The organism is Dactylosporangium salmoneum, from assembly GCF_039532525.1.
In the GTDB taxonomy this organism is placed as follows: Bacteria; Actinomycetota; Actinomycetes; order Mycobacteriales; family Micromonosporaceae; genus Dactylosporangium; species Dactylosporangium salmoneum.
Genome location: NZ_BAAARV010000023.1, coordinates 81,262 through 93,511, shown reverse-complemented (window position 1 = coordinate 93,511; position 12,250 = coordinate 81,262). Strand labels below are relative to the sequence as shown.

Below are 12,250 nucleotides of genomic sequence, written 5' to 3'. Positions count from 1 at the left end.
CTATCCGCGGATCCTGACCCTCGTCAGGTCCTCGGCCACCACAACCTCGCCGTCGAAGAACGCTTCCGCCTCCCGCCGGAAGCGCGACGGGTCGTCGTAGCGCTGCGAGAAGTGGGTCAGCACGAGCGTGCCGACCCCGCACTCCGCGGCCACCCTTGCCGCCTGGCCAGCGGTCAGGTGCCCATGCGCGACGGCCAGTCCCTCGTCCTCGGCGAGGTAGGTGGACTCGATCACGAGCACGTCGGCTCCGTCGGCCAGCGTCTTGACGCCACCGCAGAGCCGCGTGTCCATCACGAATGCGAACCGCTGGCCCCGGCGGGGCTCGCTCACGTCCTCCAGCCGCACCCCGTTCAGCTCCCCGGCCCGCTGCAGGGCCGCGATGTCCGGCCCGGCGATGCCGCGCTCGCGCAGCCGGTCCGGCAGCATGCGCCTCCCGTCGGGCTCGACGATGCGGTAGCCGTAGGCCTCGATGCCGTGGTCGAGGCGGTGAGCTTCCAGCGAGAAACGCGCGCATTGTTCTACGACAATGTCCGATTCGAGCGGCTTTTTCGTGATGACCGCGGCGTCGTAGAACGGGGACGCGTGGCGGAGGCGGTCGAAGTACACCTCGCCGGAAGCGGGGAAGTAGGCCTGCACGTCGTGCGGCGAGCCGTCCAGGGAGATTCGCTGGATCACGCCCGGGAGCCCGAGGCAGTGGTCGCCGTGGAAATGGGTGAGGCAGATGCGGGTGATATCGCTCGCCGCCACGCCCGCGCGGATCATCTGCCGCTGCGTGCCGTCGCCCGGGTCGAAGAGGATGCCCTCGCCGTCCCACGTCAGGAAGTACCCGTTGTGATTGCGCTCCCGGGTCGGCACCTGGCTGGACGTGCCGAGCACGACGAGCTCACGCGGAGACATCGGCAGAGCCTACGCCTGTTGTTCGCCCGCCGTTGCTGGCCCGGACAGCCGTTGCCGCGAAAGTGAGCCCCATGCTTACGCGACGTAGTCTGCTGCTCGCCGGCGCCATCGCGCTCCCCCTCGCGGCGGCCGAGCCCGCCGCCGGGTCGCCCCGCGGCGACAACCCCTTCACGCTCGGCGTGGCCAGCGGCGACCCACTGCCCGACGGCGTCATCCTGTGGACCCGCCTGCTGCGCGCCTCCGGGCCGCTGCCGGCCCGCCCGGTCGAGGTCGAGTGGCAGGTCGCCCTGGACGAGCGGTTCCACCGGGTGGTGCGCTCCGGGCACACCGTCGCCCGGCCGCAGCTGGGCCACTCGGTGCACGTGGACGCGCGCGGCCTGCAGCCCGGCCACGGGTACTTCTACCGCTTCCGGGCCCTGGGCGAGCTGAGCCCGGTCGGGCGCACCAGGACCGCCCCGCCGCCGTGGCTGGACGGGGGCCGGCTGCGCTTCGGCATCGTGAACTGCCAGGACTTCCAGAACGGGTACTGGCCCGCCTACACCGGGCTGGCCGCCGAGGACCTCGACGTGGTGCTGCACCTGGGCGACTACATCTACGAGTACGACCCGCACAGCGCCTTCGCCGACCGCAACCACACCACGCCGCAGACGCCCGGCCTGGACCAGCTGCAGACGCTCGACGACTACCGGGCCCGGCACGCGCAGTACAAGGGCGACCCGGCGCTGCGGGCCGCGCACGCCGCCTTCCCGTGGGTGGTCACGTGGGACGACCACGAGACCGAGAACAACTACGCCGGCCTCGTCGACGAGATCGACGACAAGGGGGCCGCGCACCAGTCGCCCGAGCAGTTCGCGCGCCAGCGGGCCGCGGCCTACCAGGCGTACTACGAGCACATGCCGATCCGGGCCGACCTTCGCCCGGGCAGCGCCGACCTGCGGATCTTCCGCCGGTTCGACTTCGGGCGGCTGGCGCGGATCAATGTGCTGGACACGCGGCAGTACCGCACCGACCAGCCCGGCGGCTTCCCCGGCGACTTCGGCCTGCCCGAGGCCGGCACCGGCAACGCGAACGGCACCCTGACCGGCGAGGACCAGGAGCGCTGGCTGCTGGCCGGCCTCGACCGCTCCCCGGCCCGCTGGAACGTCATCGCCCAGCAGGTCATGATGAGCCGGACCAAGCTGCCCAACCCGACCGGCGGCCTGCCGGCCATCCTGGCCAACCTCGACCAGTGGGACGGCTACGCGCCGCAGCGCACCCGGCTGCTCAAGCACCTCGCCGACGCCAAGGTGGCCAACCCCGTGGTGCTGGCCGGCGACATCCACTCCAGCTGGTTCAGCGAGCTCAAGCTCGACTTCGACCGCCCGGAGCAGCCCTCGGTCGCGGTCGAGTTCACCGCCACGTCGGTCAGCTCCGACTTCCCGGCCGCGTTCGACGCGCCCCTGAAGGCGGTCAACCCGGTGCTGAACCCGCACGTGAAGTACTTCGACGGCGCCAAGCGCGGCTACCTGCGCGTCGAGGTGGCCAAGGACCTCTGGCAGACCGACGCGCGCACCGTCGACACCATCGCCGAGCGCACGGCTGCGGTGTCGACGAGCGCGTCCTACGTCGTGGAGGCCGGGACCAGCACGCTCAGCAAGCGTTGAGCATGCTCTGCAGCGCCGACTTCTCGGCCGACTGCAGTTTCAGGCCCCAGGTGTACTTCACATTGATCCACATTTTCGCGTAGGTGCAACGGTACGAGGTCAAGGGCGGCTGCCACGTCGACGGATCCTGGTCACCCTTGGCCTGGTTGACGTTGTCCGTGACCGCGATGAGCTGGGGGTGGCTCAGGTCGTTGGCGAAGCTCTGCCGCTTCGCCGTCGTCCAGCCGCTCGCCCCGGAGCGCCACGCCTCGGCCAGCGGCACCACGTGGTCGATGTCGACGTCGGAGGCGGCCGTCCAGGTCGCCCCGTCGTACGGGCTGTACCAGCGCCCCGAGGTGGCGGCGCAGGAGCTGTTGGTGACCACAGAGGTGCCGTCCCGCTTGAGCACGGTCTCCCGGGTGTCGCACGAGCCGCTGATGGTGATCCAGTGCGGGAACAGGTCGCGCGAGTACCCGCTCATCGACCCCTCAGCCGCCACGGTGAGCGCGTTGAGCTGCGACTGCGCCGTGGCCTTGGACGGAATCCCGGGCGGCGTCGCCCCGGCCGGCGCGGCCGGCGACAGTGTGAGGGCCCCGGCCCCGGCCACCACGACGGCGGCCAGCACCCGCCCGACCCGACCGATCGACATGCGTGTCTCCCTTCGAAGCGTTGAGAGCACGCTGTCGTTCGGTGTTGAACGACCCGGGAAGCCCGAGTGACTCGGCATTGAAGATCTAAGATGTAAAGTGCGCCACTGCCTTCCCCAAGGAGCGGCGGCGTGGTTCCTAGAGGTCGATGACGACCTTGCCGTGCACGTGCCGGCCGGCTTGGAGCTCGACCGCCGCGCGGATCCGCTCGACCGGGAACGTCGCCGCGATGGGCACGCAGGGCATCGGCCGGCGTCGCCGATCCCGTCCCGATCACTCGCGCGCCCGCGAGGCGACCGAGCTGCACCCGAGGCCCACCGCCCCCGGCAACCACCCTGGCGGGAAGCGCCGGCCCCGCCGGCCCGTCCCGCCAGCCCCCGAACCTTGCGCAGAACAGCGTGCGGTGACCACCGACCGCGACAGGCAAGTCGCGTCCGCAGACTCCTCGCACTCGCCTCAAATCATTGTTTTTCCCCAAAATTTGAAAATGCCTGTGGCTTTCTGCTCTTGATCTTCGGCCTAAGGGGACTCCGCGCCGACCTCGGTACATCCGCACATGCTTGATATGCAGGTAATTCTCCTTCACCTTCGGCTGGTTTGTGCCGATAGGTCGGCAGAGGGGTTCCTGTATGTCGTGGGGTGCTCTGCGTCTGTTTCGGTCTCGGAACGCGGCTGGCGATCTTGTCGTGCGGTTCGGGGTGGCGTTGCTGGACGCGTATCTGGAGTTTTTGGCGGTGCGGTCGCGGCCGAACACGGTCGTGGCGGTCGCGTATGACCTGAAGGTGTTCTTCACCGCGGTCGGGAAGTCGCCGCGGCGGGTGGTCGCGGGGGATGTGCTGGCGTTCGTGACGGCGCAGTATGCCGGTGGCCCGGCCCGCCGTCTGCAGGTGGCCGGTGATGGTGGCGGGGTGTCGGCTCGGACGGTGCGGCGGCGGCTGTCGAGTGTGTCGGGGCTGTTCGCGTTTCTGCAGGCGCGGGGGGACGTTGCCGGGAATCCGGTGCCGCGGGGGTTGCCGACCCGGCGGGAGCGGCAGCGGCCGCGTCAGGGGGTGCCGCTGGTCCGCACGCCGCGGACGTTGCCGCGGATCCTGGAACCGGGGCAGGTTGATGCGCTGCTGGGAGCGTTGCGGACCTGGCGGGACCGGGCGATGGCCGAGGCGATGGTGCTGGGCGGGCTGCGTCGTTGCGAGGTGCTCGGCCTGCGGCTGACGGATCTGCAGGTGCCGGCGCGGCGGGTGTTCATCGCCGAGGGTAAAGGCGGGCATCAGCGCCAGATCCCCGTGTCCGGCCGGTTCTTCGCCTCCCTCGCTGCCTATCTGGACGGCGAACGGCCGCCGGACGCCGGCACCGACCGGGTGTTCGTGGTCCTCAAAGGCCCGCGGCGGGGCCGGCCGCTGTCACCGGCGGGCCTGGACCAGATCCTCGACTCCGCCCGGGCCCGGGCCGGGCTGACCCAGGCCACCTGCCACCAGCTGCGGCACACCTGCCTGACCCGGCTGCGGGAAGCCGGGATGGCCCTCGAGGCGGTCCAGGCCCAGGCCGGGCACGCCTCGATCGAGTCCACCCGGATCTATCTGCATCTCGCCGATGACTGGCTGGCATCGCAATACCGGCGCGCCGCCGAAGCCATCGACGCTCAGCTGCTGCCCGGCAAACCTTCCCCGATCGGCAGCTCCGTCCTGTCCATCGTGGACGGAGACCGGCCATGACCGGCGTCCAGCAGTTCCCCGACTGGGACCACCTCGTCACCGCCGTCCCGGACATCGCCGCGCCGATGCGCCGTTATCTGCAGCAACTGCAGGTGATCCTGCGCCCCGGCAGCGTCCGTAACACCGACCAGGCCCTGCGGTCCTTCGCTGTGTTCCTTGCCGAGCAGGCCCCTGACGTCCGGCACGTCACCGACGTCCGCCGTCACCACATCGAGGACTTCCGCAGCTGGCTGGCGGCCCGGCCCGGCCGTCGCACCGCCCGGCTCACCCCGGCGACCCTCGCGCACCGGCTCGGCACGCTGCGGATGTTCTTCGTCCGCATCAGCGACTGGGACTGGCCCGAAGCCCCGGCCCGCGTGCCGATCATCCCCGCCGACCTGCCCCGCCAGGACCACCCACTGCCCAAAGCCCTCGACGACCCGGCCGCCGCGAAACTCCTGCGCGCCGCGCAGAACCAACCCAGAATGCTGGTCCGGGTCGTCGTCGAAGTGTTGCTGCGCACCGGACTACGAGTCGGTGAGTTCACCGCGCTCACCGCCGACGCGGTCGTGCTCATCGGCGCGGCGCACTGGCTGCACGTCCCGGTCGGCAAACTCCACGAGGACCGCTACCTGCCCCTGCACCCGCACCTGATCACCCTGATCGGCGACTACCGCGCCGCGCACGTCACAGCCGACAACCCGCTGCTGCTACCGCGGGAGAACGGCCGGGCACTGGACCGGCACACCGTCACCCGCCTCATCAACAAAGCCGGCACCGACGCCGGCCTGCCCCACATCCACCCCCACCAACTCCGCCACACCCTGGCCACCCAGGCCATCAACCGCGGCATGAGCCTCGAAGCCATCGCCGCACTCCTCGGCCACCGCAGCATGGACATGACCCTCCGCTACGCCAAAATCGCCAACCGCACCGTCGCCGACGAATACTTCGCCGTCACCGAAAAAGTCGAATCCCTTTACCAGCAAGGCAAACCACTCCCCGCCGACACCATCGGCCCCCACATGGCCCGGCTACGCCGCGAACACCACCGCCTCCTCGGCAACGGCTACTGCACCCGGCCACCCGAACTCGACTGCGCCTTCGAAGCCATCTGCGAAACCTGCACCTTCTTCCAAACCAGCATCGAGTTCCGGCCCACCCTGCAACGCCAGCACAACCACGCCGCCGACCACAACCAGACCCACCGCGCTGACCTGTTCAACCAGCTCCTGACCCGCCTCGACGACCAAGCATCCTGACCCCCAACCCGGCCCACCGGAAGGCGGCCCCACCATGCACGGCGTCAACCTCGCCCACGACCACGCAGCCGAACTCACCGAACTCCTCGAGTTCCTCAACGCCTGGCTCATCAGCGACCACGACCACCTCAACGCATCCCTGATCAGCTATGTCGGCCACCCCGCCTACGACATCAACCAGCTCAAGACCGACCTCGCCCGGTTCACCTTCCTCCTCGGCGGCGACACCGACGGCGAGCTCTTCCAACCTCCGCCAACCCCATAACCAGCCCCCTCCCAAGGAGCAACTTCACCAGACCCCTTGACAAGGATTACCTGCATAATGCCGCGATGAGGGTGCGCTCACCGTTACGCTTTGCGCCGGGCTCCAAAGGCAACCTCCGGTTGGCGGCGCCACCCAGCCGGGGACGGGACCGGACCGTCGAGAATGGACAACGGATGACCTTCGTAAAACTCTCCGCAGCGAATTCTAGGGAATTCGTCGAAAGGTTCGGGAACTTCGAGGGATACGCGGTACTCGATGGCCCATTCATCTGAGCTTGTCAACAAGGACAAGGCTGCCGTTGGCGGATGTGCAGCGAGTAGCGGGTTCAACGACAGGAGTTCGTTCGTGGCGATGACACTGACCACCGAAGATCTGGGCGCTGCGCCGGACGTGAACGCGGCAACGCTGGACGAGCTGCTCGCATCGGACGCGTTCGGCAAGTTTGCCGCTCTCAGTGCGTCCGATGAGGAGTTCATCCAGGCCGGCGACGCATGGGAGCCGGGCGCGGCGTGCGCGGCCTTCATGCAGGCCCACGGTTCTGACCCTTGGGTGCTGGAGTACCGCGAGCGCGGTCAGCAGTTCCGTGCCGAGGGACAGGTCACGCTGCAACAGGTGCGGCGGGCGTTCCAGTCGTACCTGCTCGGCGGGTCGGAGTGGCGCACCGCGTTCGCCTGGAGCGAGGTAGCGCTGTAGGCGCGCGGGGTGATCTTACGATGTGGTGGTGGAGCCACTGAAGATGCTGGAAACGCGGCCGGGCGCGTACTCGCTGCTGCTGGACGCCGGGAGCACGGCCGTCGACGAGGTCGCGGAGGAGCTCGGCCATGAGCCGAACGGCTACTTCTGGGAGGGGGTCGCCGCGTTGCTCGTCGCCACCGAGGCGCCCGACCTGGAGGGCCGCTTCAAATATGATCCCGAGGGCGGCATGTTCGTCGCCTATGGCACAGACCTGCCCGCGCTGGAGCGGCTCGGCGGCCTCATGAGCCTGGTCGCGAACGATGCGGACCGGCTGCGGCGGCTCGTCGCGCTCGCCGACGAGCGGGGCTACGAGTTCGACGACTGAGGTCGCGGTGTCACCGGGCCGAGATATCCGGCACCTCAGGCGCCGGATATCTCGGGGAATGACCGGTTGTCAGGACAGGACGCGGACCTGGACCGTCGTGGCCATCTCGGCCAGCTGGGCCAGGATCTCCTGCGGGTAGTCGATGGCGATGTCGGTGAGCAGGTAGCCGTACTCGCCGCGGGTGGCCAGGATCTGGCCCTCCACGTTCACCTTGTGGCCGGCGAAGATGCTGTTCACCTCGGCCAGCACGCCCGGGACGTTGTGGTGCAGCAGGGCGATGCGGTGCGTCTCCGGCAGCTGCTGCAGGTTGAGGGACGGCAGGTTGACGCTGAGCGTCGTGGAGCCCTCCGCGACGTACTTGTGCAGCTTCTCGGCGACGAACGAGCCGATGTCGGACTGCGCCTCCTCGGTCGAGCCGCCGATGTGCGGCGTGAGGATGACGTTGGGCAGGCCGCGCAGGGACGAGACGAACTCGTCGCCCTTGCCCTTGGGCTCCTTCGGGAACACGTCGACGGCGGCACCCGCGAGGTGGCCGTTGTCGAGGTGGCGGCGCAGGGCCTCGTGGTCGATGACGAAGCCGCGGCTGAGGTTCAGGAAGATGCTGTGCGGGCGCATCTTGGCGAACTGCTCCTCGCCGAAGAAGCCGCTGTTGCCCGGGCGGCCGTCGACGTGCAGGGTGACGATGTCGGAGAGCTCGAGCAGCTCGTCGAGGGAGTTGCAGCGCACGGCGTTGCCCAGCGCGAGCCGCTCGCTGGTGTCGTGGAAGTACACCCGCAGGCCCAGGTTCTCGCCGAGGACCGACAGCTGCGTGCCGATGTTGCCGTAGCCCACGATGCCGAGGGACCGGCCGCGGATCTCGTGGGAGCCCACCGCGTCCTTGTTCCAGACGCCGTTGTGCATGTCGGCGTTCTTCTCGGTGAGCCGCCGCGTGAGCGAGATGATCTCGGCGATGGCCAGCTCGACCACGCTGCGGGTGTTGGAGAACGGCGCGTTGAACACGGCGATGCCGGACTCCGCGGCGGTGCGCAGGTCGATCTGGTCGGTGCCGATGCAGAAGGCGCCGATGGCGCGCAGCTGGGTGGCGGAGGCCAGGGCATTGGCGGTGACCTGGGTCTTGGACCGGATGCCAAGCAGATGTACCCCGTCGAGCTTGGCGATGAGCTCCTCCTCGTCGAGGGCGCGGCCGATCGTCTCGACCTCGTAGCCCTCGGAGCGCATCCGCTCGACCGCGATCGGGTGGATGTTTTCGAGGAACAGGACCCGCATGGGGTCTCCCTGGGAAGTCAGTGGCAGCACAGCACCACCCTATGTGACCTCAGGGACTACTGGTACGTGAGCCGCGACTCGTCACCGCCGGCTGGGCGGAATCGTGCCGTTCCCGCAGCTTGGCCCGCACCTCCTCGGGCGTGTACGCGCGCCGCCGCCGCTCCGCCCGGGCGACCATGACACCCGTCGCGGCCACGCCGACGACACCGGCCAGCCCCACGACCTTCCACCATTTGATCCGCATGAGGCCCTAGGGTAGTACCGGTGATGGTCGATCTCGATGAGGCCGTGCAGATGACACGCACGGGTGACGTGTGGGTGTTCCGCGGCCGCACCGCCGCCGACCGGGCGATCCAGACGCTGACCAACAGCCCGGTCAACCACGTCGGCATGGCGGTCGTCCTCGACGACATGCCGCCGCTCATGTGGCACGCCGAGCTCGGCAAGTCCCTGCCCGACCTGTGGGCCGGCACCCACCAGCGCGGGGTCCAGCTGCACGACCTGCGCGACGCGGTGCTCGTCTGGGGCCGCCGCTACGGCCAGCGGGCCTGGCTGCGTCAGCTGTTCCCGGAGGCCGGACCGGCGATGGAGGACGCGGCCCTGCGCACCGTCGCCCGCCTCGACGGCACCCCGTTCCCCTCGACCGCCCGGCTGGCCGGCCGCTGGTTCAAGGGCCGCCTGCCCCACCTGCGCGAGCAGGCGTCCGGCACGCTGGAGACCGCCTACTGCGCCGAGGTGGTGGCCGTCACCTACGAGGAGATGGGACTGCTGGCCCCGGGCCGGCGGGCGAACTGGTACGACCCGGGCAAGTTCTGGAGCGGCGACGACCTGGAGCTGCAAGGTGGCGCCCGGCTCGGCGAGGAGGTCGCCGTGCGGCTGCCGGCGGCCTGACGTCCTGCCGTGCAAAGTCTGGCCGTTCGGGTGTGCGCAGTCGGCGAACCGGCCAGGGTAGCTTTCTCGCGTGACCGAGCAGCCCCACCTGCCCCTCGACCACCTGGCCGAGCCGGTGCCCGATGACGAGGCCGTCACGCAGCCCCTGCCCCCGCCGGCGGACTTGGACCTCGGGGCCGCCACCCAGCCGCTGCCGCCCCCGCCGCCGAAGGAGCACCCGGTGCACCGCCCGCCGGTCGGGCTGATCGCCGCCCTCGCGGTCGGCGTCGTCGTCGCGGTCGGCGTGGTGGTCGTGCTCATCGGCCGGATCGACAAGGAGCCGGCGGCGGCGGCCGAGACCCCGCCGCAGCGGTTCCCCTCGCCGCAGGCGCTGGTGCAGTACCTCGACCGCCACGGCCTGTCGTGCGACTCCTACGAGGCGCTCGGCGACGACGGCGATGCGCTCGGCCGGGGCCGCTGCGTCGCCGCCGGGGCGACGGTGGGCGTGGGCGTCTACGAGGCGCACACCGAGGTCGAGGCCGAGTGGAACACCCTGGCCGGGTCCCGCGGCCCGCTGTTCATGGCGCTCGGGGACAACTGGGCGGTGGACGGCCCGGCCGACTGGACCAAGCGCGTCGCCGAGGCGCTCAACGGGCAGTACCGTGCCCAACCCTGATCTGCCCAAGTCCTAATATGCCCTAGTGCTCGATCGGTTCCTGCGTGTGTGGCTCGGAAGCTGGCCGTCCCCCGGGGGAGTGCTCGTCGTGGGCAGCCCTCAACGGGAGAAGCCGCGGTGGGACGGCGGGGAGCAGCGGGCGCTCGGCGTGACCGACGCGGCCGGCAACGGGGTGCTGTCGGTGCCGCCGGCCAGCCGCGAGGCGGTCGCCGCGCTCGTCGCCGGCCTCGCGCCCGGAGAGCTGGAGGCGGCCCTCGCGGCCGAGCTGCCCGGCCTCGTCGGCCGGCCCGAGCAGCACTGCTTCACCGGCGTCTTCCGCTGGACCGAGGCCCCGGCCGACCTGCCCGACGCCGGGGCGTGGGAGCCCTCCGACGGGCCGGGCCTGCCGGAGTGGCTGCGGCCCTTTCCCGGCGAGGTGCTCGTCGCGCGGGAGCCGGGCACGTGGGAGTACCTGGCCGGCGTCGGGCTCAAGCCGCACGACCCGACCGGCGTCGAGATCTCGGTCGGCACCGCCGAGCGGGCCCGCGGGCAGGGGCTGGCCCGGCGGCTCGTGGCCCGGACGGCCCGGCGGATCGTGGCGGCCGGTGCGGTACCGATATATCTGCACGACCCCGCGAACACCGCGAGCGCCCACGTGGCCGTCGCCTCCGGCTTCCCCGACCTCGGGTGGAAGGTCCACGCCCTCGCCGGCGCCGCCTGAGACGCGCGCAACGCGCCCGCGGAAATCCCGCAGATCCGCGCCGGCCGCGACGATGTGTGCGGTATGTTCCCCGCTTCCGGTGCCGTGCACGTCGGCCGCCAGCCGATCTTCGACCGAGACGGCGACGTCCACGGCTACGAGCTGCTGTTCCGCGGTGACGCGGCCGCGGTCGACGCCGACGAGCGGGGCGCGTACGCCACCAGCCGGGTCCTGATCACCGCCTTCACCGAGATCGGCATCGAGCCGCTGTGCGGCCGGGCGCTGTGCTTCGTGAACCTCACCCGGGAGTTCCTGGTCGGCGACCTGCCGCTGCCGTTCGACGCCGAGCAGGTGGTGCTCGAGATCCTGGAGACGGTCGAGATCGACGACGAGGTCGTGTCCGCGGTCGAGGGCCTGGTCCGCCAGGGGTACCGCATCGCGCTGGACGACTACGTCTTCGGCCTCGGCCACGAGCCGCTGCTGGAGCTCGCCGCCTACGTGAAGATCGACGTGCTGGAGACCGAGCCCGAGGAGCTCGTCGCGACGGTGGAGCGCTGCCGGAAGTACGCGGGCGTGAAGATGGTCGCCGAACGACTCGAGACGCCGCGGCAGCTCGAGCACGCGCGGGAGCTGGGGTTCGACTACTTCCAGGGCTACGTGCTCGGCCGCCCGCAGGTGGTCAGCGCCGCCGCCCTGTCGCCGTCGAGGCTGGCCCGGGTCGAGCTGCTGAGCCTGCTGGTCGGGCCGAGCATCCCGCTGGCGCGGGTGGTCGGTCTCGTCACCAGCGACCCGGCGCTCAGCCTGCGGCTCATGGCCGCGGCCAACGCCGACTCCCTCGGCCTGCCGGTCAAGGTCTCCTCGGTGCACGAGGCGGTCCTGCTGCTCGGCGTCGACCGGCTGCGCGACTGGGCCACCCTGATGCTCGTCAGCGACCTCGACGGCCCCGGTGACCCCGGCACCCACCAGCTGTCGGCGGCGATCACCCGGGCCCGGATGTGCCAGAACATCGCCGGGCGGATGGACCTGCCGCCCGAGGCCGCGTTCACCGTCGGGCTCGTCTCCGCCGTGGCCGAGCTGCTCGGGCAGGGCGCCGCGGAGCTGGCCGTGCGCCTCTCGCTCAGCGCCGAGGTGACCGAGGCCATGGTCGACGGGGCCGGGCCGCTCGGCGAGCTGCTGTCCCTCGTCGCCGCCTACGAGGCGTCCGACCTGCCGATGCTGCTGGCCGCCCCGCTGCCGGTCGAGGACACCGCGCGGGCGTACCTCGACGCCGTGGCCTACACCGGGCAGATCATCGCCCCGCGGGCCCGCCCGGCTTGAA

General features: G+C 70.7%; 14 protein-coding genes. 10 read left to right on the top strand and 4 right to left on the bottom strand.

Going from position 1 to position 12,250, the window contains the following annotated elements; genetic code table 11:
* Complete coding sequence (locus tag ABD352_RS14210; protein ID WP_344612799.1) at positions 1–897, bottom strand: ribonuclease Z; 897 nt, start codon at positions 895–897, stop codon at positions 1–3.
* A 71-nt stretch (positions 898–968) separates the two neighbouring features.
* Here ABD352_RS14210 and ABD352_RS14205 point away from each other — a divergent pair, with 71 nt between their 5' ends.
* Positions 969–2,540: an alkaline phosphatase D family protein gene (locus ABD352_RS14205; protein ID WP_344612798.1), complete on the top strand. Its 1,572-nt coding sequence runs from the start codon at positions 969–971 to the stop codon at positions 2,538–2,540.
* Here ABD352_RS14205 and ABD352_RS14200 read toward each other — a convergent pair.
* Entirely contained in the window at positions 2,527–3,168 is a 642-nt protein-coding gene (locus ABD352_RS14200; protein ID WP_344612797.1) for an HNH endonuclease family protein, read from the bottom strand. The genes ABD352_RS14205 and ABD352_RS14200 overlap by 14 nt on opposite strands.
* A 684-nt stretch (positions 3,169–3,852) precedes the next feature.
* Here ABD352_RS14200 and ABD352_RS14195 point away from each other — a divergent pair.
* The 5 genes from ABD352_RS14195 (at position 3,853) to ABD352_RS14175 (ending at position 7,441) form a co-directional block, all read left to right on the top strand.
* The gene (locus ABD352_RS14195; protein ID WP_344612796.1) at positions 3,853–4,875 is read left to right on the top strand and encodes a tyrosine-type recombinase/integrase; all 1,023 of its coding nucleotides are present in this window, start codon (positions 3,853–3,855) and stop codon (positions 4,873–4,875) included.
* Entirely contained in the window at positions 4,872–6,116 is a 1,245-nt protein-coding gene (locus ABD352_RS14190) for a tyrosine-type recombinase/integrase (protein WP_344612795.1), read from the top strand. The genes ABD352_RS14195 and ABD352_RS14190 overlap by 4 nt, the downstream gene beginning before the upstream one ends.
* Positions 6,117–6,150: 34 nt before the next feature.
* Entirely contained in the window at positions 6,151–6,381 is a 231-nt protein-coding gene (locus ABD352_RS14185; RefSeq protein WP_344612794.1) for a hypothetical protein, read from the top strand.
* Positions 6,382–6,726: 345 nt separating this feature from the next.
* Complete coding sequence (locus tag ABD352_RS14180) at positions 6,727–7,074, top strand: hypothetical protein (RefSeq protein WP_344612793.1); 348 nt, start codon at positions 6,727–6,729, stop codon at positions 7,072–7,074.
* Between the two features lie 28 nt (positions 7,075–7,102).
* Positions 7,103–7,441, top strand: a complete 339-nt coding sequence (locus tag ABD352_RS14175; RefSeq protein WP_344612792.1) for an Imm51 family immunity protein — start codon at positions 7,103–7,105, stop codon at positions 7,439–7,441.
* 69 nt (positions 7,442–7,510) lie between these two features.
* On the opposite strand, the gene serA is transcribed toward ABD352_RS14175, so the two are convergent.
* Positions 7,511–8,707 (bottom strand): phosphoglycerate dehydrogenase, encoded by a 1,197-nt coding sequence (gene serA / locus ABD352_RS14170; RefSeq protein ID WP_344612791.1) that lies wholly within the window; start codon positions 8,705–8,707, stop codon positions 7,511–7,513.
* 49 nt (positions 8,708–8,756) lie between these two features.
* Positions 8,757–8,951, bottom strand: a complete 195-nt coding sequence (locus ABD352_RS14165; RefSeq protein WP_344612790.1) for a hypothetical protein — start codon at positions 8,949–8,951, stop codon at positions 8,757–8,759.
* Between the two features lie 20 nt (positions 8,952–8,971).
* Here ABD352_RS14165 and ABD352_RS14160 point away from each other — a divergent pair, with 20 nt between their 5' ends.
* From ABD352_RS14160 to ABD352_RS14145, 4 genes are all read left to right on the top strand, one after another.
* Positions 8,972–9,598 (top strand): hypothetical protein, encoded by a 627-nt coding sequence (locus tag ABD352_RS14160; protein WP_344612789.1) that lies wholly within the window; start codon positions 8,972–8,974, stop codon positions 9,596–9,598.
* A gap of 70 nt (positions 9,599–9,668) precedes the next feature.
* Positions 9,669–10,253: a hypothetical protein gene (locus ABD352_RS14155; RefSeq protein WP_344612788.1), complete on the top strand. Its 585-nt coding sequence runs from the start codon at positions 9,669–9,671 to the stop codon at positions 10,251–10,253.
* Positions 10,254–10,278: 25 nt separating this feature from the next.
* Positions 10,279–10,953, top strand: coding sequence for a GNAT family N-acetyltransferase (locus ABD352_RS14150; protein ID WP_344612787.1), 675 nt, complete (start codon positions 10,279–10,281; stop codon positions 10,951–10,953).
* 63 nt (positions 10,954–11,016) lie between these two features.
* A complete protein-coding gene (locus ABD352_RS14145; protein WP_344612786.1) occupies positions 11,017–12,249 on the top strand; it encodes an EAL and HDOD domain-containing protein in 1,233 nt (410 codons plus the stop codon).
* Position 12,250 lies beyond the last annotated feature (1 nt).